Origin of the sequence: Serinicoccus profundi (genome assembly GCF_008001015.1) — a bacterium.
GTDB lineage: Bacteria > Actinomycetota > Actinomycetes > Actinomycetales > Dermatophilaceae > Ornithinicoccus > Ornithinicoccus profundi.
The window spans coordinates 2,271,930-2,297,213 of the sequence record NZ_CP042862.1 but is presented as its reverse complement, the minus strand read 5'-3'; the positions used below and the strand labels follow the sequence as shown (position 1 = coordinate 2,297,213).

Genomic DNA, 25,284 nt, shown 5'->3' with positions numbered 1-25,284 from the left:
TCGGACTCAGCGCGACCGGGCGGAGGCGCGCTCCTGGGCGGCGCGCACCAGGGAGACGTCGAGGCCCTCGCGGCGGATGCGCTGGTCGAGGTAGAGCAACGCGGTCACCCCCGCGGTGAACGGGATGGTCAGCGCCCCGACGACCAGCTGAAGGAGGTGATCGGTGACGAGGCTGGCCGGGTGGAAGGGGTTGGTGAGGCTCTCCGGACCGATGACCGTGGCGACCACGGCCGCGACCGGCAGCTGGATGATCGCGGCGAGGATGCCGGTGACGAGCCCGGCGAGGATGGTGATGCCGACCACCCGCCATCCCTGCCCGCCCTTGGTGAGCTGCCACGCCCGCGTGATGCCGCGCCACGGTCCGACCCGCTCGAGGACCACCGGGGCCGGTGCCAGGCTGAGTCGGCAGGCGGCCCAGACGAACCCGACGACGGCGACCAGGATGAGCAGCACGACGAGGGCGATGCCGGCCCCGGACTCGCCGAGCCCGGCGATGATGCCCACGATGGCCACACCGAGGATGGTCAGGGCCAGCACGAAGAGCACTCCGATGAGCAGCACCGTGCCGACGAGGGCCAGCAGGCGCCCACGGACCGCGGCCCAGGTCGAGCCGAGGCCGGCCCGGTCACCGAGGACGGCCTCCCCGACGACGTGCACGATCATGCCCGTCAGCGCGATCGAGGAGAGGCCGCTGAGCAGCCCCGCGACCATCGCGAGGATGAGGCCGGCACCGATCTCGTCGATCGAGGTCACCGAGCGGGTCGCGAGAAGGGTCAGCAGCAGCGAGGGCAGGAGGACGACGGTCTGGACGATGAGACCCATCCCGATCGTGGCCTCGGGGTTGCGGCGCATGGTCTGCAACGACCCGCCGAAGATGTCGCCGAGGGTCAGCGGGCGCAGCGGGATCACGCCTGGCTGGTGCAGTCGCGCCAGCTGCTCGGGAGGCAGCTGCTGCCACTGGGCCGGCTGGGGTGGCGCGTCCTGCCACGTGGCCTGCTCGCCGGGTGGCCGCTGCCACCCCGGCTGCTGCCAGCCCGCAGGCTGCTGCCCGCCGGGCTGAGGTCCGGGGGCGCTCATCGGGCCGGGCGGGATGGGTGGCGGCGTGGACGGCTGGTCCCCGCGCCCGGTGTCGCCGGGCGGTGGGCCGAAGGGTGGCTGGGTCATCCCCCTGCTCCTCGATCGATCGGTGAGGTCTGCTGGCCCGAGGACGACGACAGCCCCCGGGCGAGGGTCTCGGCCTCACGGGCGGTCATGGGCCGCGCGCCGAGCTCCTCCTGCGCCGCCACGATACCCGGCTCGGCCCGCCGCAGGACGTGGCCGCGCCGCCAGAGGGTGAGCGGGGGCTTGCGGCGTTCGGCCAGGTCGCGCGCGAGGCGCCGGGTGAAGGTCAGCCAGGGGCGGTTGCGCACGCACCACGCGTCGGCGAGCAGGCCGCGCTCGCGCAGCCCGGTCACGGTGTGGGCGGCGAAGATGCCCTCCGCGACGACGACGGTATGCCGTCCGAGACTCACCTCGTGCGTGCCGTTCACCGTGGAGCGGCTGATGTCGTAGACCGGCATGTGGGCCGAGCCCTCCCGGCACAGCTGCTCCAGTGCGCCGAGGGCGGCGTCGAGGTCCCAGGAGTCGACGTGGTCCCAGTCGGGCAGGCCGAGTGGGCTCATCGGCAGGTCGGGGTCGGTGCCCTCGCGGTAGAAGTCGTCCAGCTGGACGACCGGCCAGCCGTGGCTGGTGTGCAGGTGGGCGGCGAGCCTGGACTTGCCGGCGCCGCTGGGACCGGCCAGCACGAGCACGCGCGCGGGAGGAGGGGCCGGGTCCATGGGGGGACAGTCTAGGTCGCGTGCGGCGCGGGTGGGAGGGGACCTGCGCTCAGAGCAGCACGGCGAGCACGGCGAGGGTCGTCGCGAGGGAGAGGACCACGACGGCCGGCCAGGACAGGGCCGTCACCGCGGTGCGCCGCTCGGTGCCGATCTGCCCGCCGTCCAGCCGCCACCGCTGCAGGGTCCGCTGGGCCTGGTCGGCGACCGACTGGGCGGTGACGCCCCCGTCGCCCCGCTGCCGGGTCGTCTCGGCGAAGTCGTCCACCCCGGTGCGACGGCTGCGTTCACGCTTGGCGGGGACGGCCCACGCGCTGTGCCGGCGGCCCTGGGTGTCGTGCAGCTCGAGGGCCCACTGGTGGGTGATCTCCTCGACCGCGGCGAAGGGCACCGTGGTGTCCGTGACGACGTTGACCAGCCGGACCCCGTCCTCGCGTAGCACCACATGGGGCCGCAGGAAGAGCGCCCAGGCCGCCGCCGCGATCCCCGTCACCAGTGCTGCCGCCCCGAGCACCCCGGCCCGCTGGCCCGAGAGGAGGTCCCAGGTGGTGAGGGCGGCCAGGAGCACCGCGCCGGCGACCATCGCCCAACCCAGGATCCGGGCGGGCAGGGTGCGGTAGGTGCCGATGACGTCGCCGGTGAGGCCCCCGTCGGACGGTGCCATGCTTCTCCTCTCGAACACGCCCCGGTCGTCGCCGGGGCGAAGGGTCTGCCGCCGGGGCGGGGTCAGACCTGGGTGAGCTGCTGCATACTCTCCCGCACCTGCTCCAGGCGACGGGTCGCCTCCTGGCGGGCCTCGCCCAGGCCGCTCGCCCCGTCCACCGGCGCGATCGCCTCGAGGTAGACCTTGAGCTTGGGCTCGGTGCCGCTGGGCCGGACGATGACCTGGGTGTCGTCCTCGAGGAGGAAGCGCACGCCGTCGGTGGGCGGCAGGCCGTCGACCCCGTCGGCGAGGTCGTCGACCCGGGCGACGGGCACGCCACCGACCTGCGAGGGCGTCTCCTGCCGCAGGCGGGCCATGACGGGTGGGATCTGGCCGAGGTCCTCGACGCGCACCGAGAAGGAGTCGGTCTGGTGCACCCCGTGCCGGAGCGCGAGCTCGTCGAGCAGGTCGAGCAGGGTGCGCCCCTGCGCCTTGAGCGTGGCGGCGAGCTCGGCGGCCATGAGCGCCGCGGTGACGCCGTCCTTGTCGGGCACGGTGGCCGGGTCGACGCAGTAGCCGAGCGCCTCCTCGTAGCCGTAGGCCAGGCCGGGCACCCGGCCGATCCACTTGAACCCGGTGAGCGTCTCCGCCGGCTCCAGGCCCGCGTCCTGCGCCATGGCGCCGAGCAGCCGGGAGGAGACGATGGAGCGGGCGAGGACGGGTCGGTCGCCGCCGACCCTGCCCCGGTCGATGACGTGCTGACCGAGCAGGGCGCCGACCTCGTCGCCACGCAGCATCCGCCACCCGGTGCCGTCCTCGACCGCCAGCGCGCAGCGGTCGGCGTCCGGGTCGTTGGCGATGACGAGGTCCGGGCCGACCCGCGCGGCGAGCTCGAGCGCCGCGTCGATGGCACCGGGCTCCTCCGGGTTGGGGAAGGCGACGGTCGGGAACTCGGGGTCCGGCTCGGCCTGGGAGGCGACCGGTGCGGGGGTGGTGAAACCGGCCCGCTCGAAGGCTCGGCGGACCACCTCCGAGCCGACCCCGTGCAGCGCGGTGTGCACGACGGAGAGGTCCCGGGAGCTGGCCGGGTCGAGCACGGCGACCGCGCTCTCGAGGTAGGCCTCGAGCACCTCCTCGCCGAGGGTCTCCCAGCCGTCCTGCGCCAGCGGCACGGACGCGGTGGAGCCGACCGTCGCGATCTGGGCTGCGATGTCGACGTCGGCGGGCGGGACGATCTGGGAGCCGTCGCCGAGGTAGACCTTGTAGCCGTTGTCCTGCGGCGGGTTGTGGCTCGCTGTCACCATGACGCCGGCGTCGGCGCCGAGGTGGCCGATGGCGAAGGCGAGCACGGGCGTCGGCAGCGGGTGCGGGAGCACCATCGCGCGCCCACCGGCGGCGGTCACGACCGCGGCGGTGTCCCGGGCGAAGACGTCGGAGTTGTGCCGCGCGTCGAAGCCGATGACGACGGCCGGGCCCGGGGTGGCGTCGCCGGAGGACTCCAGGCGCGCGCGGAGGTATGCCGTGAGCCCGGCCGCGGTGCGGATGACCACGGCACGGTTCATCCGGTTGGGGCCGGCCCCGAGCGCCCCGCGCAGCCCGGCGGTGCCGAACTCGAGGAACCCGCTGAAGCGGTCGGCCAGGTCGGCGACCGCCTCCTCGTCGCCCGCCTGTGCACGCTCGAGGACGCCGTGCAGCTCCTGCCGTGTCGCGGTGTCGGGGTCGTCCTCGAGCCAGGCGCGCGCGGTGGTGAGAAGGTCGTCGGTCGTGCTCATGGATGTCCTCGCTGGCGGTGGTCGGGGCTGGTCACGCCGGTGCGGGCGTGCAGGTCACGGGTGGTGCCGGGGTGGTGCGCTCAGATGCGCTCGACGATGCGGGCCAGGAGCTCACCGCACCGCTGCGCGGCCGCCGCACCGGCGTCGATGACCTCCTGGTGGTCCAGCGGTGTCTCGCTGATCCCGGCCGCCGCATTGGTGACGAGGGAGACCCCGAGGACCTCGAGCCCCGCCTGCCGGGCGGCGATCGCCTCCAGGGCGGTCGACATACCGACGAGGTCGCCACCCAGCACCTTGGCCATCTGGACCTCCGCGGGGGTCTCGTAGTGCGGTCCGGGGAACTGCACGTAGACGCCCTCGTCGAGCGACGGGTCGACCTCGCGGGCGAGGTCGCGAAGGCGCGCGGAGTAGAGGTCGGTGAGGTCGACGAAGTTCGCGCCCTCGATCGGGGAGGTGGCGGTGAGGTTGAGGTGGTCCTTGATGAGGACCGGGGTCCCGGGGGCCCACTCCGGACGCAACCCGCCGCAGCCGTTGGTGAGCACGATCGTGGAGCACCCGGCCGCGGCCGCCGTGCGGACCGCGTGCACGACCGAGCGCACGCCCTTGCCCTCGTAGAAGTGGGTGCGGGTGCCGTAGACGAGGGCGCGTCGGCCGCTGCTCAGCGGGATGGAGCGCATCGTGCCGGAGTGGCCGGCGACCGCGGCCGCCGCGAAGCCGGGCACGTCGGCGTGGTCGATCTCGGCGTCCGCCCGGCCGAGGGCTTCCGCCGCAGGCTTCCAGCCGCTGCCGAGGACGAGCGCGATGTCGTGCCGGTCGGCGCCGGTGCGCTGCGCGATGACCTGCGCCGCGGCTGACGCCACCTCGAGCGGGTCGGTGGCGGGGTCGTCGAGCTCAGGGGCGGCACCAGTAGTCATCGGATCAGGGTAGCGATGGTTTGATGGGGCACGTGAGTGCCGCCAACAAGTCCGTCGTCGTCATCGGGGGAGGTCCCGGTGGCTACGAGGCCGCCCTGGCCGCTGCTCAGCTCGGCTCGGAGGTGACGGTGGTCGAGCGCTCGGGCCTGGGCGGTGCGGCCGTGCTCACCGACTGCGTGCCCAGCAAGGCCCTCATCGCCACCGCCGACTTCATGGACCGCTTCAGCGCGGCCAAGCGGATCGGGGTGCACTTCGACGGCGCCCAGGTGCCCGGCGACCAGGGCGTCACCGCGCACATCGCCGACGTCAACGCCCGGATCATCGAGCTCGCGCAGGCCCAGAGCCGCGACATCGCCGAGCGGCTGGAGTCCGCCGGGGTCGAGGTCGTCCAGGGGGCAGGCAGCCTCCTCGGTGCCGGGCGGGTGCAGGTGCTCGAAGGCGTGGACGACGTCGACTCCGGTGAGGAGCCGGCGCCGCACGACGAGGACTGTGCCGAGAGCCATACCCGCCGCGAGCTGGAGGCCGACCTCATCCTCGTCTCCACGGGAGCCCGCCCGCGGGTGCTCGACTCGGCGACGCCGGACGGGGAGCGGATCCTCACCTGGCAGCAGATCTGGGACCTCACCGAGCTGCCCGAGCACCTCGTCGTCATCGGCTCGGGTGTCACCGGTGCCGAGCTGGCGCACGCCTACCTCGGGCTCGGGTGCCGGGTGACCCTCATCTCCTCGCGCGACCGGGTGCTGCCGGGGGAGGACGCCGACGCCGCCAATGTCGTGGAGGAGGTCTTCCGTCGACGGGGGATGACGGTGCTCAACCGCTCTCGCGCCGGCGCCGTCCGACGCGAGGGCGACGGGGTCGTCGTCACCCTCGAGGACGGTCGTGAGGTCGAGGGCACCCATGCGCTGCTCGCCGTCGGCTCGATCCCCAACACCACCGACATGGGGCTGGAAGAGGCCGGGGTGCGGTTGAGCCGGTCCGGCCACGTCGAGGTGGACCGGGTCTCGCGCACCAGCGCGCCCGGGGTGTATGCCGCGGGCGACTGCACCGGTGTCTTCCCGCTGGCCTCGATCGCGGCGATGCAGGGCCGGATCGCGGTCGCGCACTCCCTCGGTGACGCCGTGGCGCCGCTGTCGCTGGGCAAGGTCAGCTCCAACATCTTCACCGACCCCGAGATCGCGACCGTCGGCGTGAGCCAGGCCGACATCGATGAGGGCCGGGTGGACGCGCGGGTGGTCATGCTGCCGCTCACCAAGAACCCGCGCGCCAAGATGCAGAACCTCCAGGACGGCTTCGTCAAGCTCTTCGCCCGCAGCGGCAGCGCGACGATCATCGGCGGCGTGGTCGTGGCGCCGCGCGCCAGCGAGCTGATCTTCCCCATCGCCCTCGCCGTGGCCAACCGGCTCAACGTCGACCAGTTCTCGGCGACCTTCACGGTCTACCCCTCGATGAGCGGCTCACTCTCCGAGGCCGCCCGCCAGCTGCACGAGATCGCCGACTGACCCCACCCCTCCCACGACAGCCCCTCCCGACCCCTCCCACGACCGCCCCTCCCGCTCGGCTGCCCCCTTTCCCCACCGAGCGCCGCAGATGGTCGCTCTCGGGGCGACCGGGCGTCGCACATGGTCGCTCTCAGGGGGACCGGGCGTCGTAGATGGTTGCTCTCAGGGCGACCCGCGTCGTCAGCGGCAACGCTGGGCGACCATCTGCGGCGCTCGGTGGGGTGCACAGCGACCATGTGCGGCGCTCGGTGGGGAGGAGGTGCCGAGTGTTGGTCAGTCCTTGAGCTCGCAGATCGCGGCGCCGTTGGCCACGGTGTCGCCGACGGCGGCGGAGAGGCGGGTCACGGTGCCGGCCTTATGCGCCTTGATGGGCTGTTCCATCTTCATCGCCTCGAGCACGACGACGACGTCGCCCTCGGCCAGGGTCTGACCCTCCTCGACGGCGATCTTGACGATGGTGCCCTGCATGGGCGCGGTCACGGCGTCACCGGACGCAGCTGCTCCTCCGCCACCACCGCGCGAGCGCTTGGGGGCCTTCTTGCGTCCACCGGCGGCCGCGCCACCGGCGCCGCCCAGCAACAGCCCGCCCGGCAGCGACACCTCGAGGCGCTGGCCGCCGACCTCGACGACGACCGTCTGCCGCTCGGCCTCCTCGGGGGCATCCGCGGTCGGGCCGGAGTAGGCCTCGATCTGGTTGTCGAAGTCGGTCTCGATCCACCGGGTATGCACCGTGAACGGCGCGTCGGCGTCCTCCGGGGCGAAGGCCGGGTCGGAGACGACGGCGCGGTGGAACGGCAGGACGGTCGGCATACCCTCCAGCTCGAACTCCGCGAGCGCGCGACGGGAGCGGGCCAGCGCCTGCTGGCGGGTGCGGCCCGTGACGATGAGCTTGGCGAGCATCGAGTCGAAGGCTCCAGCCACCGTGTCGCCCTCGACGACGCCGGAGTCGAGCCGCACGCCCGGGCCCGACGGCGGGCGGAAGGTCGTCGCCGTGCCGGGCGCGGGGAGGAAGTCGCGGCCGGCGTCCTCGGCGTTGAGCCGGAACTCGAAGGAGTGGGCGTGGGGCGCCGGGTCGTCGTAGCCCAGCTCCTCGCCGTCGGCGATGCGGAACTGCTCACGGACCAGGTCGATGCCGGTGACCTCCTCGGTGACCGGGTGCTCCACCTGGAGACGGGTGTTGACCTCGAGGAAGGAGATGTCGCCCTCGGGGCCGACGAGGAACTCGCAGGTCCCGGCGCCGACGTAGCCCGCGGCCGTCATGATCGCCTTGCTCGCGCGCACCAGCTCGGCGTGCTGCTCGTCGGTGAGGAACGGCGCGGGCGCCTCCTCGACGAGCTTCTGGTTGCGGCGCTGCAGCGAGCAGTCGCGGGTCGAGACGACCACGACGTTGCCGTGCTGGTCGGCCAGGCACTGCGTCTCGACGTGCCGCGGGCGGTCGAGGAAGCGCTCGACGAAGCACTCGCCGCGGCCGAAGGCGGTGACCGCCTCGCGGACGGCGGAGTCGAAGAGGTCGGGGATCTCCTCCATCGTGCGGGCCACCTTGAGCCCACGCCCGCCACCGCCGTAGGCGGCCTTGATCGCCACGGGCAGCCCGTGCTCCTGCGCGAAGGCGACGACCTCGTCGGGACCCTCGACCGGGTCCTTGGTGCCCGGCACGAGCGGCGCCTGCGCTTCCAGCGCGATGTGGCGCGCCTTGACCTTGTCGCCGAGCGCGTCGATCGCGTCGGGGGAGGGGCCGATCCAGGTCAGCCCGGCGTCGATGACGGCCTGGGCGAAGGAGGCGTTTTCGGCGAGGAAGCCGTAGCCGGGGTGCACCGCGTCGGCCCCGGCCTGACGGGCGACGTCGAGCAGCTTCTCCTGCACGAGGTAGGACTCGCCGGGGGTCGACCCGCCCAGGGAGTACGCCTCGTCGGCGACCTTGACGTGCAGGGCGTCCCGGTCGGGGTCGGCATAGACGGCGACGGAACCCAGGCCCGCGTCGCTGCACGCGCGGGCGATACGCACGGCGATCTCGCCGCGGTTGGCAATGAGGACCTTGCTGATCGGCATGGGGGTCACCCTAGCCCGTGAGGTATGCCGTGCGCGGCCAGGTGGCGGGCCCCGTCGCGGCGGCCCCGGGTGACGTCACGACAGGCGGGCGACGTCCTCGGCGCACCGCTGCTCGAGCTCGTCGAGCTCGCGCAGGCTGTCCTCGATGTCGTGTCGGCGACGCTCCAGGTCGGCCCGCCGGTCGCCGATCTGGGACAGCAGGTAGCGCAGCTGACCCACCTCGCCGGGCTGGTCGTCATACATGTCGAGGATCGTCGCGATCTCCTCCAGGGAGAAGCCCAGGCGACGGCCTCGCAGGATGAGGGCGAGGCGGGTGCGCTCGCGGCGGTGGTAGATGCGGCGCTGGCCCTCCCGGTCGGGGGAGAGCAGCCCGAGGTGCTCGTAGTGGCGCAGGGCGCGGTGGGTCACGTCGTAGTCGTCGGCCATCTGGGCGATGGTCCACGTCGTTGTGGTGTCGTTCACTGGTTGTCCTTACGTCAAGATCGTCCGCGCCCATCCTGCTTGACCTTAGCGTCAACGTCAAGCAGGATGGGCGAGAACGCTGGCGGGAGTCCCCGCCGCCACCCCGAGCGCGAGCAAGGATGCGGACGACGATGTTCGAACTGACCCAGGATCACGAGGAGTTCCGCGGCCTGGTCCGCGAGTTCGCGCAGGGGGAGGTGGCCCCCCATGTCGAGCAGTGGGACAAGGACAGCCATTTCCCGACCGAGCTGGTGCCCAAGATGGGCGAGCTCGGCCTCTTCGGGCTCAACGCGCCCGAGGAGTTCGGCGGCGCGGGCACCGAGCACGGCGGCTTCACCTACACCTGCCTGGCCATCGAGGAGCTCGGCCGGATCGACCAGTCGATCGGCATCACGCTCTCGGCCGGTGTCGGCCTCGGGATCAACCCAATCCTCTCCTACGGCACGCAGGAGCAGAAGGAGCGCTACCTGCCCGGCCTGCTCGCCGGCAGGACCCTGGCCGGCTTCGGTCTCACCGAGCCCGACGCCGGCTCCGACGCCGCTGCGAGCAAGACCAAGGCGCGCCTGGAGGACGGCTCGTGGGTGCTCAACGGGTCGAAGGCCTTCATCACCAACTCCGGCACCGACATCACCTCGGTCGTCACCGTCACCGCGAGGACCGGCGAGAGCGCCGACGGCAAGCCCGAGATCAGCGCGATCATGATCCCCGCCGGCACCGACGGGTTCGTCGTCGAGCCGGCCTACCGCAAGCTCGGCTGGCACATCTCCGACACCCACGGGCTGAGCTTCGAGGACTGCCGGGTGCCCGAGGACAACCTGCTCGGCGAGCGGGGGCAGGGGTTCAAGCAGTTCCTCAAGACCCTCGACGACGGGCGCATCGCGATCTCCGCGCTCGCCCTCGGGTGCGCGCAGCGGATGCTCGAGGAGTGCACGGCCTACAGCCAGCAGCGCATCGCCTTCGGCCGCCCGATCGCGGTCAACCAGGGCGTGTCCTTCCAGATCTCCGACCTCGCGGTCATGGTCGAGGCGGCGCGGCTGCTCACCTACAAGGCGGCCTGGCTCAAGGACGAGCAGGAGGCCGGGCGACGCGGCGTCGCCGAGGTCAAGCAGGCGGCGGCCATCGCCAAGCTCTACTCCACCGAGGCCGCCGTGGCCGCGACCCGGATCGCGACGCAGATCTTCGGCGGCAACGGCTTCATGGAGGAGTACCCCGTCGCCCGCTTCTACCGCGACGCCAAGATCCTGGAGATCGGCGAGGGCACCTCCGAGGTGCAGCGGATGGTCATCGCCCGGGGCCTGGGGCTCCCGGCGAGCTGACGCCGCGGGCCGAGGGGTTGCTGACACGATGACCGGTATGACGAGCGCCAGCGCAGACGACTCCGGCCCCGTCGCGGGCCAGGGCGACCCGCGCGTCGCCGACCTGCGGGCCCGGCTGGAGCGTGCGCATACGGACTCCGCCGGGCCGGGGGAGAAGGCGCGCGCCAAGCTCGACAGCCAGAACAAGCTCTACGTCCGCGACCGGATCGCGCTGCTCTTCGACGAGGGCACCTTCGTCGAGGACGGGCGGTATGCCAACGCCACCGCGGCCGGTCTGCCGGCCGACGGTGTGGTGACGGGTCGGGGTGAGGTCGACGGGCGGGCGGCGATCGTCGTCGCCAACGACCCGACGGTCAAGGCCGGGTCGTGGGGGGCACGGACGGTTGAGAAGATCATCCGGGCCACCGAGGCGGCGCTGCGCGAGGAGCTGCCGATCTTCTGGTTCGTCGACTCCGCGGGTGCGCGGATCACCGACCAGGTCGACCTCTTCCCGGGGCGGCGCGGGGCGGGCCGGATCTTCCACAACCAGGTCGCGCTCTCGGGCAAGGTGCCGCAGATCTGCTGCCTCTTCGGGCCGAGCGCAGCCGGTGGGGCCTACATCCCCAGTTTCACCGACCTCATCATCATGGTCGAGGGCAACGCCTCGATGTATCTCGGCAGCCCTCGGATGGCCGAGATGGTCGTGGGGGAGAAGGTGTCGCTGGAGGAGATGGGCGGTGCCCGCATGCACTGCACCGTCTCGGGGGTGGGGGACCTGCTCGCCGCCGATGACACCGAGGCGATCGAGCTGGCGCGCCACTTCTTCTCCTACCTGCCCGAGTCGTGGCGCGCCCCGACGCCCGCCTACGAGGGTGAGGAGCCCGCGACGCCGCTGACACGGCATACCGTGCCCGAGGCGGAGTCGGTGCCCTTCGACGTGCACGAGGTGATCGAGGGTCTCGTCGACGACGACAGCTTCTTCGAGGTCAAGCCGCTCTTCGCGGCCGAGCTCGTCGTCGGGCTGGGGCGCATCGACGGGCAGAGCGTCGGGATCGTGGCCAACAACTCCGCGGTCAAGGGCGGCGTGCTCTTCACCGACTCGGCCGACAAGGCCTCACGCTTCATCTGGCTGTGCGACGCCTACGGCATCCCGCTGCTCTACCTCGCCGACGTCCCGGGCTTCATGATCGGGTCCGAGGTCGAGCGCGGCGGGATCATCCGGCACGGTGCCAAGATGGTCTCGGCGGTGTCGGAGGCGACCGTGCCGCAGCTGTGCATCGTGCTCCGCAAGGCCTACGGCGCCGGGTTGTATGCCATGGGCGGGCCGGGCTTCGGCCCCGAGGCGACCATCGCGCTGCCCACGGCGCGGATCGCGGTCATGGGGCCCGAGGCCGCCGTCAACGCGGTCTACGCCAACAAGATCGCGGAGATCCAGGACCTCGACGCGCGGCAGGAGTTCATCGACGCCAAGCGCGCGGAGTACCTCGAGGACGTCGACCTGGAGCGGCTCGCTGCCGACCTCGTCATCGACGCCATCACCGAACCCGAGGACCTGCGGGCCGAGGTCGTGCACCGGCTGAGGTATGCGTCTCGTCGGGACCGGCACTTCTCCACCCGCCACCGCAGCATCCCGCCGGTGTGATGGTGCAGGAGCGTCGGTCGAGCGGGCACGCAAAGGCGCTGGCCGCGACCGGAGCCTCGATGGTCGTTGCTGGTGGGCTGCTGCCCTTCTTCGTGCCACGAAGCTTCGGGTGGTTCGCCTATCAGGAGATCGAGCCGACCCGCGTCATCCTCTGGCAGGACGGGGTGGGCATGGGTCTGATCGGCGTCGGCGCCGTGGTGCTGGGCCTGGGGTGCTACCGCTGGGGCCGGCTATCGCGCTCCAGAAGGTAGTCAGACCCGGCGATGGGCGCCTTGTTAGCCTCCCAGCATGCTCTCGATGATGCGGAACATGCTTGGTCACGCCCCCAGTCGGGCGGCGTTGCGCAAGCATGTCCGTCAGGGATCGCGGCGCGTCGCCTCTGTGTTGTCCCGCCCAGTGACCTATGTGGTCTCGCCGCACCCAGACGACGAGACCCTACGGCTCGCGGCCTACATCCCGTGGTTGTGCGCCCGAACGTCACACCCCGTCGTCCTGGTTGCCGTCAGCGACGGTGGTGCTTCGCAGCGGGCTCGGATCAATGGGTGGACCGAGGCGTACGAGCAGGAGTTCCGCCGGTCCGAGCAGGCGGCCGCATGGTCGGCGCTCACCGCTGGTGCTGGGCAGATCATCCGACTGGGTCTTCCGGATGGCAACGTGCAAGTGGCGGACGTCCGCAAGGCCCTGAAGAAGCTCGATCGTCGGGGGGCCCGGTGGGTCGTAGCGGCGCATCCTGAGGATGGCCATCCGGACCACCGCGCGGTCGCTGGGGCGGTCCGTGGTCTCGGTCACCGCGTAGTGAGGTTCAGCCTGGGCACCCTCATGTCGGGGGAGGCCGCGCTCTATCGACCGACACGGAGCACCAGTGATCAGATACAGATCGCGGTGGCTGCCTACCAGCAGTTCGGCCGCCAGTCCGTCAAGGACGAGTTCTCAGCCCTGCGCAGGTCGGGCTACGTCAGCCGGGTCGTGGCCATCTCGCGGGAGACGGCCGCTGACATCCCTTCGCCGGGCCCGGCGCAAGGCCAGCAGCAGGAGCGGGTGAGCCCTCCCCCGACCACGGGCCCGACCGGCGTAGGGACGTCACCGGTGTTCGTGCTGGGTAATCAAAAGTCGGGAAGCACGGCGATCGCTGCTCTGCTGGCCGAATGCATGGGTGGCAAGCCGTCCCTTGACGTGTTGTATCAGAGCCGCACCCGGCTGGAGGACCTGCTGGGGCAGGACGAAGCCATCGCTGCGCTGGCCCAACGACGCTCCAAAGCTTTCTCCGCCGAGGTCGTGAAGGACAACGACTTCATCTTCATCCTTCCTTCGCTGCGGGCTGCCTTCCCGGATGCGCCCGTGGTCTTCGTCGTCCGCGACCCAAGGGACAACATCAGGAGCATCCTCAATAGGGTGGATCTCCCTGGCTCCCAGCAGGATCTGACCACCGAGCAGTACGCCCACCTCCGCGACACACTTCCCGGCTGGCACTCCATCGTGACCAATGCGGGGATCGTCGCCGAGCCGCAGCAGTATGTCGAGGCGCTGGCCGAGAGATGGGCGCGCGCCGTGTCGGCCTACCTCGAGGCCGCAGACCGGATAACCCTCATCCGGTACGAGGACTTCTGCACCGACAAGCGCGGGCAGATCGAGAAGCTGTCCCGATCATTGGGCCGCCCGGTCGTCCACGACATCACCGGCTCGCAGGACCGACAGTTCCAGCCCCGGGGAGATCGCGAGATCTCTCCGGAGGCGTTCTTCGGTCCGGACAACCTCCGCAGGATCGAGGCAAGGTGCGGCGCGCTCATGTCGCGGCTCGGATACCAGCGGAGCGGAACCGCCTAGCGCAGGTGCTCGGCCCACCAGTCGAGGATGTGCTCGAAGCGCTGCTGTCGGTGGCGCGGCTGGCCGCTGCGGGAGAGCTCGTGACCTTCGCCCGGGAAGATCAGCAGCTTGGTCGGCACACCGTTGCGCTTCAGGCGGGCGAAGAGGCGCTGTCCCTGCTCCAGGGGGCACCGGAAGTCACGCTCGGAGTGGATGATCAGTGTCGGGGTGGTGATGTTGTCGGCCCAGGTCAGCGGCGACTGCTCGTGCTGGTAGGCGCCGGCATACTCGTCGGCGAAGAACCAGCCGATGTCGCTGGTGCCGGCGAAGGAGTCCCAGGCGTTGACGGCCCGCTCGCTGATCGCGGCGGTGAAGCGGTCGCTGTGACCGACGAGCCAGGTCGTCATGAGACCGCCGTAGGAGCCGCCCTGGACGCCGAGGCGTGAGCTGTCGAGCCCGGGCAGGGTCAGCGCGTGGTCCAGCAGCGCGGTGAGGTCGGTGACATCGACCGTGCCGATCGCCTCCTTGACCGCCCGCCCGTGGCTCGCGCCGTACCCCGCACCACCGCGCGGGTTACCCATGACGACGGCATACCCCGCACCTGCGAGCACCTGCGCCTCGTCGAAGAGGTTGCCGGAGTACTGCGCGTAGGGGCCGCCGTGGATCATGAGGATCACCGGGTGGCCCGCCTTGCGACGTGCCTTGGTGGTGGGCCGGAACAACCACCCGTGGACGGGGTAGCCGTCCCCCGAGGTCGCCTCGAGCTCCTCCGGTTCGATGGCCGCGGCCGAGCCGGTGAGGTGCCGCGCCAGCTCGGTCCGCTGGGTGAGCGGCTCGCTGCCGCGGCCCACGAACAGCTCGGAGTATGACGTGCGCGTTCCCGCGACAGCGACCGTCACGTCGCCACCGGTCGCCAGCGCATCGACGCTCACGTGGCCGTCGAGAACGACTGTGCCGGAAGGGAGTTCGCGTACCTCGGTGTCGCCGCGCCGCTCGAAGGCCGCGATGACCCGGCCGTCGTCGGCGATGACGGGTGAGCAGGCGAGGTGGTCGTCCTCGGCGTCCGTGAGCGCCACGCCGGGGCCGTCCAGGCGGCGCAGGACGGCATTGTGGGCCACGAAGTCCTGGAGGGACGGGCCGAGGTCGTTGGCGCCGTAGACGGCCGTGCCGTCGGTGCCGACGGTGAGGCTGCCGACGGACCCCGTCCCGTCGGTGTGGCGGCGGAATCCCTTGCCGCGCAGGTCGATCGAGCACACGTCCCGCACGAGGGTGTCGGGCCTCCAGGTGCCCCGCCGGTCGCGGGAGGCGAGGAAGGCGACGCGGGTGCCACCGTGCAGGAAGACCGGTGCCGTGTCGTCGCCGGCGCCATGGGTGAGCTGGGTGCTGGTGGGGATCGCCTCGGGCGCAGCCGGGTCGTGGGGGTCGGTGACGTCGACGGGGGCGAGGTCGAGCAGGAAGATCGCGCTCGGTCGGTCGAGCACGTAGCCGAGACCGTCCGCGAGGTAGGTGCTGTGCTCGATGAGGCGCGGCGCCTCCTGGTCGGGCTTGACCTCCGTGTCGGTGCCGTAGCGACCCTCCTCGGGCACGCGGGCGGCATACACGATCTGGCTGCTGTCGGGGGACCAGGAGTAGGCGCCGACACCGAGCGGCTGGTCGGTCAGCAGGCGTGCGTCGCCGCCATCCGTGCTCATGACGTGCAGCTGGGCCGGGCCGTCCTCGGAAGCGCGGAGGAAGGCGAGCCGGGTGCCGTCGGGGGAGTAGCGGGGGGCGGAGTCGCGGGTGCCGTGGGTGAGCCGGGTCAGTTCGGCGTCCTCGACCGTGAGGTCCAGGCGCCACAGGCTGGTGCGGTAGCGGTTGTCCTCCACGTCGGGCCGACTGAGGACCACGACGGTGTCTCGTCCAGCGGGGTGGACGGTCGGGGAGGAGAGGGTGCGGATCAGGGTGAGGTCGCCAGGTTTCACCAGAACGAGCCTACGCCGCAGCGTCCGAGTCGCCAGTGGGGGGCATCAGCGCAGGTGGGAAGGTCTGTCAGTCGGCGGTCGTACAGTTGTTCGCATGAAGGGGAATCGCGGGGGCGAGGGTCCGTCGGGCGGTGGCCGGGACCCCAGGACGAGGGGCGTCGAGCCGGGGTGCGCCGGTGCCATCGACGAGGTGAGCCGTGGTCTGGACCGCGCTGTGGTCGCTCTGAGCCGGCCGGCGCTGTGCATGAGCAGGAGCTCTCGCAGGTGCTGTCCGGCCTCGACACCGCGCTGGCACGGATTCAGTCGCTCCTGGTGACGGTGGCGCGGGAGGCCATCACGCGGGGACTGCACGTGGGTTCCGGGTTCTCCGTCATCGACTGGGTGAGGAGTCAGTGCCCCGGGTTGTCGACCCGTGAGGCCGCCGAGGTGGCGACCGTGGCCCGGGCCGGCCAGGAGCAGGTCCACCAGCCGCTGCTCGACGCGGTCGAGCGTGGGTCGGTGACCGTCTCGCGCGCCGCGTCGGTGCTACGGGCGCTCGGGCGGATCCGACCAGCGGTGGGGGAGTCGGAGTATGCGGAGGCGACCGAGCTCCTCGCCGCTGCGGCCGGTGATGACCGCTTCGACGACAAGGCTCTGACCAGGATCACCTCGAAGCTCGTGGCGTCCTGCCTGTCCGAGCGCGAGCAGGTCGCCCGGGAGAAGGCTCGACACGAGCTGCGCGACCTGCACGAGTCCTCGCTCGCCGACGGGTCGGTGCGTCGCTTCGTGCTCACGGTCGGCGATGACGCCGACGTCGCGACGATCCAGGCCATCCTCCGCTCGCCGTTGGCAGCGCCGGTCACGGCCACGGGTGACGGCGGCGCCCCGACCGCGACCACGTCGACGACAGTTTCGACGGCAACGGCGACGACGGCGACGACTGCGCCAGGGACGTCAGCGACGACTGCACAAGGGGTGACGGCGACGACTGCACCAGGGATGACCGCGATGCTGGACACGCGCACGCCGGGGCAGCGCCGATATGACGCCTTCATGACGGTCCTCCGTCGAGGGGTGGCCGGCAGTGAGGGTCAACCGACCACGCCCAAGGCGCAGGTCATGGTGACCATGGCACTCGACGAGCTCACCGGTGCCCTACGTGGAGCGGGGGTCACCGTGCACGACGGCACCCTGAGCGCCGGTCAGGTGCGCCAGCTCGCGTGCGAGGCCGACCTCATCCCGGCCGTGCTCGGCGAGAAGGGCGAGATCCTCGACCTCGGGTGCGCCCGCCGACTGGTCACCCCGGGGCAGCGACGAGCCCTCGCTCACCGAGATCAGGGGTGCACGTTCCCGGGGTGCCACGTGCCGGCGTCCTGGTGCGATGCGCATCATGTCGTCCACTGGGCCAGGGGCGGACGATCGGACCTCGCCAACTACGCCTTGCTGTGTCCCAGGTACCACACGTGGGTCCACCAGCACGACGCCACGGCCCAGGTCGACGCCACCGGTGTGCGGTGGAAGCTGCGATGATCCTGCCCCGCACCCGACCCGGGAGGGCCGGGTGATGGGGCTGCGATCGAGCCGGACTTGCCGGCTGTGACTCGATGTCCTGGCCCGGAGGCTGCGCTGTCAGGCCGATGTCGCGCCGGGGCGGTCGAGGCGTTCCCAGGTGACCCACGCGACCACGGCGTCGTCTCCGGAGCCGGGCTGGCGAGAGACGACGCGCCACGCCGAGGGGTCGACAGGGGGGAAGCGGGTGCGGCCTTCCGGCTCGAGGTCGACCTCGGTGAGGATCAACCGTTGGGCATGATCGATGGTCTGGGCATAGATCTCACCGCCACCGACGACGAAGACCTCGCTGTCCCCGGCCATGAGCAGGGCCTCCGCGAGCGAATGAGCCACCTCGGCGCCCGGTGCGGACCAGTCGCGTTGCCGGGTGACCACGATCGTGCGTCGGCCCGGCAGCGCGCGGCCGATGGAGTCCCAGGTGCCTCGACCCATGAGCAGGACTCCGCCCATCGTGGTCTGCTTGAAGAACCTCAGATCAGTGGGGAGGTGCCACGGCATCGACGACCCGTCGCCGATGACGCCGTTGCGACCGACCGCGGCCACCAGGGTCAACGACTGGCGGAAGCCGTGGAGCAGCAACGAGCCCCGTCTTCCCTCCCGCAGCGCGTCGAGGGCGAGACGTTCGTGCGGGACCACGGCGTCGGGCAGCTCATCCAGCGGCCACCAACGCAGCTCGGCGGCTCGGTGCGACTCGGCCACGTGCGGCTCTCCCGTCCAGGTGGTCGCGGTGACGAAGACGTCGACCCGCTGCTCGACCGGGTCCGGGAGCGCGCAGGTGCGGTGCACCGTCGCGAGGTAGGACAGCTCGGACTCCGCGAGGGTGATGCCCATCTCCTCCGACGCCTCGCGGACGCCCGCCTGCAGGAAGGACTCACCCGGCTCGACGTGCCCGGCGGCCCCGCACGCCCACCACCCGTCCATGTAGGGCGTGCCCTGGCGCAGCTGCAGGAGCACCTCGGTGCCGGACCCGCCCTCGCGCTGCAGCACGACATACGTGGCGGGCACGAGCCTGGAGTCGGGGTGCCGGTCCTCGCGGTCGGGCGCAGGCGCGCCCGCGGGGCCTGCGCTCATACGGCGATCGGTGCCTTGATCGTGGGTGCGGCGACGTAGTCGCGGACCTCGACGTCCTCGATCTCGAACCCGTCGATGTCGCGGACCTCAGGGTTGAGCCACAGCGTCGGCAACGGGCCGGGGGTGCGCGTCAGCTGCTCGGCCGCCTGGTCTAGGTGGTTGGTGTAGAGGTGTGCGTCACCCAGGGTGTGGACGAAGTCCTTGGCTCGCAGGTCCGTCACCTGCGCCACCATGTGCGTGAGCAGGGCATAGGAGGCGATGTTGAAGGGCACGCCGAGGAAGGTGTCGGCGCTGCGCTGGTAGAGCTGGCACGACAGCCACCCCCGCTGGTCCTCGTCGTCGGCGGCCGCGGGCGCGACGTAGAACTGGAACATCGTGTGGCACGGCGGGAGCGCCATGTCGTCGACGTCGGCGACGTTCCAGGCGCTGACGATGTGTCGACGCGAGTGGGGGGTGGTCCGCAGGCCCTCGACCAGCCGCTGGATCTGGTCGATGGTCTGCCCGTCGGCGGTCGGCCAGGACCGCCACTGGTGGCCGTAGACCGGACCGAGGTCGCCCTGCTCGTCCGCCCACTCGTCCCAGATCGTGATCCGGCGCTCCTGCAGCCAGCGCACGTTGGTGTCGCCGCGGAGGAACCAGATAAGCTCGCCGATGATCGAGCGCAGGTGCAGCTTCTTGGTCGTCAGCGCCGGGAAACCCTCGGTGAGGTCGAAGCGCATCTGGTGCCCGAAGACCGACAGCGTGCCCGTCCCCGTCCGGTCGTCCTTGCGGACCCCCTCGCGGCGGATCCGCTCCAGGAGGTCGAGGTATGCCTGCATGCGCCACACCCTAGACGAGGGCGGGGACACACCCTCTCGGTCCGGATATCCTCTGTCGCCATGAGCCACCCGCACCCCGAGCTGACCGCGCCCCCGCCGCTCCCGGACGGGGGCGTCCGCGTCATACCTCTGGGTGGTCTCGGTGAGGTCGGCCGCAACATGGCCGTTATCGAGCACCGCGGCAAGCTGCTCGTCGTGGACTGCGGCGTCCTCTTCCCCGAGGAGCACCACCCCGGCGTCGACCTGATCCTGCCCGACTTCGGGCCGATCGAGGACCGCCTCGACGACATCGTCGCCATCGTCCTGACCCACGGTCACGAGGACCACATCGGCGCGGTCCCCTACCTCCTGCGGCTCAAGCCGGACATCCCGCTGGTCGGGTCGCAGCTGACGCTGGCGCTCATCGAGGCCAAGCTCAAGGAGCACAAGATCACCCCGCTCACCCTGGGCGTGCGGGAGGGGGCGCGCGAGGTGCTCGGCCCCTTCGACTGCGAGTTCATCGCCGTCAACCACTCGATCCCGGACGCGCTCGCGGTGTTCATCCGCACCTCCGGCGGGACGATCCTGCACACGGGCGACTTCAAGATGGACCAGCTGCCGCTCGATGGCCGCATCACCGACCTGCGCGCCTTGGCCCGCCTCGGCGAGGAGGGCGTCGACCTCTTCATGACCGACTCGACCAACGCGCACGTCCCGGGCTTCACGACCCCGGAGCGGCAGATCGCGCCGGCGATCGAGCGGGTCTTCCACAAGGCCGAGCGGCGCATCATCGTGGCGTGCTTCTCCTCGCACGTGCACCGGGTACAGCAGGTCCTCGACGCGGCGCAGGAGTCGGGGCGCAAGGTCGCCATGGTCGGGCGCTCGATGATCCGCAACATGGGCATCGCGGCCGACCTCGGTTACCTGCGCGTCCCCGACGGCGTGCTGGTGGACCTCAAGCGGCTCACCACGCTCCCGGACCAGGACCAGGTCCTCATCTGCACCGGGTCCCAGGGGGAGCCGATGGCGGCGCTGTCGCGGATGGCGAACGGGGACCACCAGATCGACGTGGGCGAGGGCGACACCGTGCTTCTCGCCTCCTCGCTCATCCCCGGCAACGAGAATGCCGTCTACCGCGTCATCAACGGTCTGACCCGCCGCGGCGCCGACGTCGTGCACAAGGAGAACGCCCTCGTGCACGTCTCCGGCCACGCCAGCGCCGGTGAGCTGCTCTACTGCTACAACATCGTCAAGCCGCGCAACGTCCTGCCGGTCCACGGCGAGTGGCGGCACATGGTCGCCAACGGTGACCTCGCTGTGCAGACCGGGGTGCCACGCGACCACGTGGTCATCGCCGAGGACGGCGTCGTGGTGGACCTCATCGACGGGGTGGCCCGGGTCGCCGGGGCGGTCGACTGCGGCTACGTCTACGTCGACGGTTCGCTCGTCGGCGCCGCGGACGAGACGATGCTCAAGGACCGGCGCATCCTGCGCGACGAGGGCTTCGTCACGATCATCGTGGTCCGCGACGCCTCGACCGGCGCGATCGCCGCCGGCCCGGAGATCCAAACCCGCGGTTTCGCGGAGGGCCAGGACGTCTTCGAGCGGGTCCGCCCCAAGCTGGTCGCCGCCCTCGAGGAGGCGCAGCGCTCGGGCACCCAGGACACCTACCAGCTGCAGCAGGTCATCCGGCGCACCGTCGGGTCCTTCGTCGGCAACAGGCTGCGGCGGCGCCCGATGATCATCCCCGTCGTCATCGACGCCTGAGCGGGTCCATCAGGGACCCGGGTATGCCTCGCGCTCAGTCCTCCGGGTGATCGGGTCGTCCGAGGCGTCGGCGCAGGCGGGCCGCTTCTTCGGCGATCTCCGCCTCCGTGGGTTCGCGGTCCATCCGCAGCGTCAGGCCATGGCTGGCGACGCCGACGCCCCATCCCATCATCGGCCAGATGGGCCAGAAGTAGCCCATGCCGCTGACCAGCCAGATCCCGACGAGCAGCGCCATGATGATCCCGTAGATCGACAGGTGCTGGACGAACTCCTTGCGCTGCGCGAGCCGCTTGAGCGCCCGCTGCCGCAGCTCGGGGTCGAGCTCGGTGGAGGGTCGGTAGGGCTGGAGCGGGAAGGGCGTGTCCATCGGATCGTGCGGCCCGTCGACAGGCTGGCTCATCCCCTCACCCTACTCGCGCACGGGGCCGCAGCGCCCTGTGCCGGAGGGGTCGGCGACGACGCGCGAGACGTCAGGCGCGGCATACCCCTCGACGGTCCGATCGGCGTCGGGCACCTGCTGGATCATGACGGCTCCTGGGGCTCGTGGTCATCGGCGGGTGGTGATCCCTCGACGCTAGGCCCGGGTCGTGCGGATGCCCCGTGACAGATGTCAGCAGATCGACATCCCGTCCTCCCGCTACCGGCCCGAGAGGCCCTCGGGCACCGAAGCGGGCTCGCTGCAGATCGTCGCCAGCGCGGAGGTATGCCGCCCGATGACGTCGGTGCGCCCGTCCGCGGTGTCCACCGGGGCGGTGGTGAGGCAGAGCTGCCAGGTGCTCGGCAGCGGCTCGACCCGTTCACCACGCTGCGGGGCGTCGGGGAAGTCGACGGTCACCGGGAGAAGCACGAAGGCGGTGCCCTCGAGGGTGCCGCCCGGTTCGAGCAGCGCGGCAGGCAAGGTCGTCTCCGTCTCCTCGACGGTGCCCTCGGGCAGGGGCACGATCTCCTTGCTCAGCCGCAGGACGTCGCCGTCGGTGCGGACCCAGACGGACTCCTCGTTGTCCGGGCCGAAGGACGAGGTGTCCTGGCTGTGACCTCGCTCTCGTGCCACGAGCACGGGTGCCTCGCCGTCGTTGCGCACCGTGTAGGTCACCGCCAGACCCTGGCTGGTGGGGTCCAGGCCTGGGGCTGTGGGGGCGCCGAGGTCGGCCGTCGCCTCGACGCTCAGCGAGGTCGCAGCAGGCGTGGGGTCGCCCGCATCCTGCCCGCACCCGGCGAGGATCAGGGCTGCCGCGGCGAAGGCGGCCGTGGCGGGACCACGCAGATCAGGTCCGGACGTGCGCATCAGTACCTCCCTGCGGCAGACCCACCTTCGCGCCCTGTCGCGAGCGTCGTCCGGCGTCACCGTATCAAGGGGTGCTCGGCGTGGGACCCCTGTGACCAGGGTGGCCATTGGGTACCGTGCCAACGTGGCGAAAACTGCGACCTCGACCCGAGCCAGCTCCGGCGGCGCCTCCAAGCGCCCCGCCAGCCGATCGACGACGACCAAGGGCCGCAGCTCCGCGAGCTCGACGAGCTCCTCCAGGGGGAGCCGCTCCGCGTCCCGCGCGCCGGACGGACCCTCGCTGCCCGGTCGGGCCCTGCGCGGCATCGCCGGCGTCACCGGGGGCACGGTGCGGGCCATGACCGACACCGCCCACGACCTGGAGCCCGAGCACCGGCGGGACGGGGCCGGGTTCCTCCTCCTGGCGTTGGCGCTCGTCGTCGCGCTGCGCGAGTGGTGGGGTCTGGACGGCTTCGTCGGCGACGTCATCCACGTCGGTGCCGCGGGCACCTTCGGCCGCGTCGCCCTCGTGCTGCCGGCCGTGCTCCTCTTCTTCGCCGTCCGGCTCTTCCGCGCGCCGGGGGAGCAGCAGGCGACCAACCGGATGAGCATCGGCATGACGGCCATCCTCGTCTCTGCCAGCGGCATCACCCACCTGGCGACCGGCAACCCGGACTACGCCGAGGGCTCGGCGGTCCTGCAGCGCTCGGGCGGGATCCTCGGCTTCATGGCCTCCTCGATCCCGGCGTCGGCGATCACCGTGACCGGGGCATACATCGTCCTCAGCCTCCTGGGCCTCTTCGGCTTCCTCGTCCTCACTCGCACCCCCGTGCACCGGATCCCCGACCGCCTCCGCGAGGTCGAGCAGCAGCTCTTCGACTCCGCCCGCTTCGACGAGGTCGACGCCGACGGCAACGTCCTGCCGCGCCGCCGTCGGCGCGCGGGCGACGTCGACGGGGAGCGCGACGGCGACGTCGCCTTCGAGCAGGCTGCCGTGGTGGACCGCGGCACCCGGAAGCGTCCGACGAGGCGCGGCGCAGCAGCCGGCGAGAGCCGGTCCGCGACGCCCGAGGTCGACCCCGGCCCGACAGGCGACGCTCCCGCACCGACCCGGGCGAAGCGGCAGCAGGCCCCGGCCGAGGGCGACTCGACCGAGGAGATCCCCGCCCTGCGACCCGGCGTGAAGCGCCCGGCGCCCCCGAGTGCGGTGGAGAAGTCCAAGCAGGCGCCCAAGCCCGAGCTGGAGGCGCCCCCGACCGCACAGCTGCCGCAGCGCGTCGAGCAGCTCCAGCTCGCCGGTGACGTCACCTACACCCTGCCCGAGTCGGCCCTGCTCAAGCCCGGCAGCCCGCACAAGGAGAGGTCCGAGGCCAACGACAAGGTCGTGGAGGCGCTCACCGGGGTGCTCGAGGACTTCAACATCGACGCGCAGGTCACCGACTTCACCCGTGGCCCCACCGTGACCCGCTACGAGGTCGAGCTCGGCCCGGGCGTCAAGGTCGAGCGGATCACGGCGTTGTCCAAGAACATCGCGTATGCCGTCGCCAGCGCCGACGTGCGCATCCTCTCCCCGATCCCGGGCAAGTCCGCGGTCGGTGTGGAGATCCCCAACGCCGACCGCGAGAACGTCAGCCTCGGCGACGTGCTGCGCAGCCAGACCGCCCGCAACAACACCCACCCGATGGTCATGGGTGTCGGCAAGGACGTCGAGGGCGGCTACGTCATCGCCAACCTCGCCAAGATGCCGCACATGCTTGTCGCAGGGGCCACCGGCTCCGGAAAGTCCAGCTTCGTCAACTCGATGATCACCTCGATCCTCATGCGCTCGACCCCCGACGAGGTGCGCCTCATCCTCGTCGACCCCAAGCGGGTCGAGCTCACGGCATACGAGGGCGTCCCGCACCTCATCACCCCGATCATCACCAACCCCAAGAAGGCCGCGGAGGCCCTGGCCTGGGTCGTCAAGGAGATGGACCACCGCTACGACGACCTCGCGGCCTTCGGCTACAAGCACATCGACGACTTCAACAAGGCGATCCGGGCCGGCAAGGTGACCCCGCCGCCGGGGTCGGAGCGGGTCCTGCAGCCCTACCCCTACCTCCTCGTCGTCGTCGACGAGCTCGCCGACCTCATGATGGTCGCCCCGCGCGACGTAGAGGAGTCGGTGGTGCGGATCACCCAGCTCGCCCGCGCGGCGGGCATCCACCTCGTCCTCGCGACCCAGCGACCCAGCGTCGACGTGGTCACCGGCCTCATCAAGGCCAACGTGCCGAGCCGGATGGCCTTCGCGACCTCCTCCCTGGCCGACTCCCGGGTCGTGCTCGACCAGCCGGGCGCGGAGAAGCTCATCGGCATGGGTGACGCGCTCTTCCTGCCCATGGGCGCGAGCAAGACCATGCGCGTGCAGGGCTCCTGGGTCACCGAGACCGAGATCCACGACGTCGTCGCCCACGTCACCGGTCAGCTCAAGCCGAAGTACGTCGAGGAGGTCATCGCCGCCCCGGCCAAGAAGCACATCGACGAGGACATCGGCGACGACCTCGACCTGCTGCTGCAGGCGACCGAGCAGGTCATCACGACGCAGTTCGGCTCGACCTCCATGCTCCAGCGCAAGCTGCGGGTCGGCTTCGCCAAGGCGGGACGCCTCATGGACCTCATGGAGAGCCGGGGCATCGTCGGTCCGTCCGAGGGCAGCAAGGCGCGCGACGTGCTCGTCAAGCCCGACGACCTCGAGACCACCCTCGCGCTGCTCCAGGGCCAGGACCCGCCGCGGCCCGAGCCCGAGTCCGACCCGGCCCCCTTCGACGCCGACCCCACCGAGGTGGCCGACGAGCGGGAGGTCGAGGACGACGAGCCGGAGCGCGGTGCTCCGGCCCTCCGCCGGGACACCCGCTACGACAACGACCCGATCAGCGGCACCTACGTCGAGGACGAGGAGGAGCCCGAGAGCGAGGATGCCTGGTCGCTCACCGGGCGGGACTGA

At 71.5% G+C, this 25,284-nt stretch carries 20 protein-coding genes; 8 read left to right on the top strand and 12 right to left on the bottom strand.

Annotated features, from left to right (window positions below):
* Positions 1–6 precede the first annotated feature (6 nt).
* From FA582_RS10595 to FA582_RS10575, 5 genes are all read right to left on the bottom strand, one after another.
* Positions 7–1,164: a DUF7847 domain-containing protein gene (locus tag FA582_RS10595; RefSeq protein WP_010147844.1), complete on the bottom strand. Its 1,158-nt coding sequence runs from the start codon at positions 1,162–1,164 to the stop codon at positions 7–9.
* Complete coding sequence (locus FA582_RS10590; RefSeq protein ID WP_010147843.1) at positions 1,161–1,817, bottom strand: uridine kinase family protein; 657 nt, start codon at positions 1,815–1,817, stop codon at positions 1,161–1,163. The genes FA582_RS10595 and FA582_RS10590 overlap by 4 nt, the downstream gene beginning before the upstream one ends.
* A 49-nt stretch (positions 1,818–1,866) precedes the next feature.
* On the bottom strand, positions 1,867–2,478 hold the full coding sequence (locus FA582_RS10585) for a hypothetical protein (protein ID WP_010147842.1): 612 nt from the start codon (positions 2,476–2,478) through the stop codon (positions 1,867–1,869).
* 62 nt (positions 2,479–2,540) lie between these two features.
* Positions 2,541–4,229: a phospho-sugar mutase gene (locus tag FA582_RS10580; protein ID WP_010147841.1), complete on the bottom strand. Its 1,689-nt coding sequence runs from the start codon at positions 4,227–4,229 to the stop codon at positions 2,541–2,543.
* A gap of 80 nt (positions 4,230–4,309) precedes the next feature.
* The gene (locus FA582_RS10575; RefSeq protein WP_010147840.1) at positions 4,310–5,143 is read right to left on the bottom strand and encodes a purine-nucleoside phosphorylase; all 834 of its coding nucleotides are present in this window, start codon (positions 5,141–5,143) and stop codon (positions 4,310–4,312) included.
* Between the two features lie 23 nt (positions 5,144–5,166).
* Between FA582_RS10575 and FA582_RS10570 the strand changes: the two genes are divergently transcribed.
* Positions 5,167–6,642, top strand: coding sequence for an NAD(P)H-quinone dehydrogenase (locus FA582_RS10570; protein WP_010147839.1), 1,476 nt, complete (start codon positions 5,167–5,169; stop codon positions 6,640–6,642).
* 273 nt (positions 6,643–6,915) lie between these two features.
* Here FA582_RS10570 and FA582_RS10565 read toward each other — a convergent pair whose 3' ends face one another.
* Together FA582_RS10565 and FA582_RS10560 are read right to left on the bottom strand one after the other, a co-directional pair.
* Entirely contained in the window at positions 6,916–8,691 is a 1,776-nt protein-coding gene (locus FA582_RS10565) for an acetyl/propionyl/methylcrotonyl-CoA carboxylase subunit alpha (RefSeq protein WP_010147838.1), read from the bottom strand.
* Positions 8,692–8,766: 75 nt separating this feature from the next.
* The gene (locus tag FA582_RS10560) at positions 8,767–9,153 is read right to left on the bottom strand and encodes a MerR family transcriptional regulator (RefSeq protein ID WP_010147836.1); all 387 of its coding nucleotides are present in this window, start codon (positions 9,151–9,153) and stop codon (positions 8,767–8,769) included.
* 131 nt (positions 9,154–9,284) lie between these two features.
* Between FA582_RS10560 and FA582_RS10555 the strand changes: the two genes are divergently transcribed.
* Genes FA582_RS10555 through FA582_RS10540 form a run of 4 tightly spaced genes read left to right on the top strand, consistent with a single transcriptional unit; the run spans position 9,285 to position 13,914 of the window.
* Entirely contained in the window at positions 9,285–10,469 is a 1,185-nt protein-coding gene (locus tag FA582_RS10555; RefSeq protein ID WP_010147835.1) for an acyl-CoA dehydrogenase family protein, read from the top strand.
* 28 nt (positions 10,470–10,497) lie between these two features.
* Entirely contained in the window at positions 10,498–12,090 is a 1,593-nt protein-coding gene (locus tag FA582_RS10550) for an acyl-CoA carboxylase subunit beta (RefSeq protein ID WP_051125155.1), read from the top strand.
* A gap of 59 nt (positions 12,091–12,149) precedes the next feature.
* On the top strand, positions 12,150–12,341 hold the full coding sequence (locus FA582_RS10545) for a hypothetical protein (protein WP_141567622.1): 192 nt from the start codon (positions 12,150–12,152) through the stop codon (positions 12,339–12,341).
* Positions 12,342–12,378: 37 nt separating this feature from the next.
* A complete protein-coding gene (locus FA582_RS10540; protein ID WP_010147832.1) occupies positions 12,379–13,914 on the top strand; it encodes a PIG-L family deacetylase in 1,536 nt (511 codons plus the stop codon).
* Here FA582_RS10540 and FA582_RS10535 read toward each other — a convergent pair.
* A complete protein-coding gene (locus FA582_RS10535) occupies positions 13,911–15,854 on the bottom strand; it encodes an alpha/beta hydrolase family protein (RefSeq protein ID WP_147899811.1) in 1,944 nt (647 codons plus the stop codon). The genes FA582_RS10540 and FA582_RS10535 overlap by 4 nt on opposite strands.
* 240 nt (positions 15,855–16,094) lie before the next feature.
* Here FA582_RS10535 and FA582_RS10530 point away from each other — a divergent pair, with 240 nt between their 5' ends.
* Positions 16,095–17,363, top strand: coding sequence for an HNH endonuclease signature motif containing protein (locus tag FA582_RS10530; RefSeq protein ID WP_147899810.1), 1,269 nt, complete (start codon positions 16,095–16,097; stop codon positions 17,361–17,363).
* A gap of 99 nt (positions 17,364–17,462) precedes the next feature.
* Here the strand turns inward: FA582_RS10530 and FA582_RS10525 are convergent, their stop codons facing one another.
* The gene (locus FA582_RS10525) at positions 17,463–18,473 is read right to left on the bottom strand and encodes a dihydrofolate reductase (protein WP_010147829.1); all 1,011 of its coding nucleotides are present in this window, start codon (positions 18,471–18,473) and stop codon (positions 17,463–17,465) included.
* Positions 18,470–19,291, bottom strand: a complete 822-nt coding sequence (locus FA582_RS10520; RefSeq protein WP_010147828.1) for a thymidylate synthase — start codon at positions 19,289–19,291, stop codon at positions 18,470–18,472. Before FA582_RS10520 ends, FA582_RS10525 begins: the two co-directional genes overlap by 4 nt.
* A 60-nt stretch (positions 19,292–19,351) precedes the next feature.
* On the opposite strand from FA582_RS10520, the gene FA582_RS10515 reads away from it, so the two are divergent.
* Positions 19,352–21,037 (top strand): ribonuclease J, encoded by a 1,686-nt coding sequence (locus FA582_RS10515; protein WP_010147827.1) that lies wholly within the window; start codon positions 19,352–19,354, stop codon positions 21,035–21,037.
* A gap of 34 nt (positions 21,038–21,071) precedes the next feature.
* Here the strand turns inward: FA582_RS10515 and FA582_RS10510 are convergent, their stop codons facing one another.
* Both FA582_RS10510 and FA582_RS10505 read right to left on the bottom strand, forming a co-directional pair.
* Positions 21,072–21,437 (bottom strand): 2TM domain-containing protein, encoded by a 366-nt coding sequence (locus FA582_RS10510; protein ID WP_010147826.1) that lies wholly within the window; start codon positions 21,435–21,437, stop codon positions 21,072–21,074.
* 237 nt (positions 21,438–21,674) lie between these two features.
* Positions 21,675–22,322, bottom strand: a complete 648-nt coding sequence (locus FA582_RS10505) for a hypothetical protein (protein WP_010147824.1) — start codon at positions 22,320–22,322, stop codon at positions 21,675–21,677.
* 337 nt (positions 22,323–22,659) lie between these two features.
* Between FA582_RS10505 and FA582_RS10500 the strand changes: the two genes are divergently transcribed.
* On the top strand, positions 22,660–25,284 hold the full coding sequence (locus FA582_RS10500) for an FtsK/SpoIIIE family DNA translocase (protein WP_010147823.1): 2,625 nt from the start codon (positions 22,660–22,662) through the stop codon (positions 25,282–25,284).

Excerpts from the sequence above, each read along its gene's own strand:
- FA582_RS10590 (WP_010147843.1), bottom strand. The coding sequence starts at position 1,817 with ATGGACCCGGCCCCTCCTCCCGCGCGCGTGCTCGTGCTGGCCGGTCCC.
- FA582_RS10545 (WP_141567622.1), top strand. The coding sequence starts at position 12,150 with ATGGTCGTTGCTGGTGGGCTGCTGCCCTTCTTCGTGCCACGAAGCTTC.
- FA582_RS10575 (WP_010147840.1), bottom strand. The coding sequence starts at position 5,143 with ATGACTACTGGTGCCGCCCCTGAGCTCGACGACCCCGCCACCGACCCG.
- FA582_RS10570 (WP_010147839.1), top strand. The coding sequence starts at position 5,167 with ATGGGGCACGTGAGTGCCGCCAACAAGTCCGTCGTCGTCATCGGGGGA.
- FA582_RS10580 (WP_010147841.1), bottom strand. The coding sequence starts at position 4,229 with ATGAGCACGACCGACGACCTTCTCACCACCGCGCGCGCCTGGCTCGAG.
- FA582_RS10595 (WP_010147844.1), bottom strand. The coding sequence starts at position 1,164 with ATGACCCAGCCACCCTTCGGCCCACCGCCCGGCGACACCGGGCGCGGG.
- FA582_RS10525 (WP_010147829.1), bottom strand. The coding sequence starts at position 18,473 with ATGAGCGCAGGCCCCGCGGGCGCGCCTGCGCCCGACCGCGAGGACCGG.
- FA582_RS10550 (WP_051125155.1), top strand. The coding sequence starts at position 10,498 with ATGACCGGTATGACGAGCGCCAGCGCAGACGACTCCGGCCCCGTCGCG.
- FA582_RS10500 (WP_010147823.1), top strand. The coding sequence starts at position 22,660 with ATGACCGACACCGCCCACGACCTGGAGCCCGAGCACCGGCGGGACGGG.
- FA582_RS10555 (WP_010147835.1), top strand. The coding sequence starts at position 9,285 with ATGTTCGAACTGACCCAGGATCACGAGGAGTTCCGCGGCCTGGTCCGC.
- FA582_RS10565 (WP_010147838.1), bottom strand. The coding sequence starts at position 8,691 with ATGCCGATCAGCAAGGTCCTCATTGCCAACCGCGGCGAGATCGCCGTG.
- FA582_RS10585 (WP_010147842.1), bottom strand. The coding sequence starts at position 2,478 with ATGGCACCGTCCGACGGGGGCCTCACCGGCGACGTCATCGGCACCTAC.
- FA582_RS10515 (WP_010147827.1), top strand. The coding sequence starts at position 19,352 with ATGAGCCACCCGCACCCCGAGCTGACCGCGCCCCCGCCGCTCCCGGAC.
- FA582_RS10505 (WP_010147824.1), bottom strand. The coding sequence starts at position 22,322 with ATGCGCACGTCCGGACCTGATCTGCGTGGTCCCGCCACGGCCGCCTTC.
- FA582_RS10510 (WP_010147826.1), bottom strand. The coding sequence starts at position 21,437 with ATGAGCCAGCCTGTCGACGGGCCGCACGATCCGATGGACACGCCCTTC.
- FA582_RS10520 (WP_010147828.1), bottom strand. The coding sequence starts at position 19,291 with ATGCAGGCATACCTCGACCTCCTGGAGCGGATCCGCCGCGAGGGGGTC.
- FA582_RS10540 (WP_010147832.1), top strand. The coding sequence starts at position 12,379 with ATGCTCTCGATGATGCGGAACATGCTTGGTCACGCCCCCAGTCGGGCG.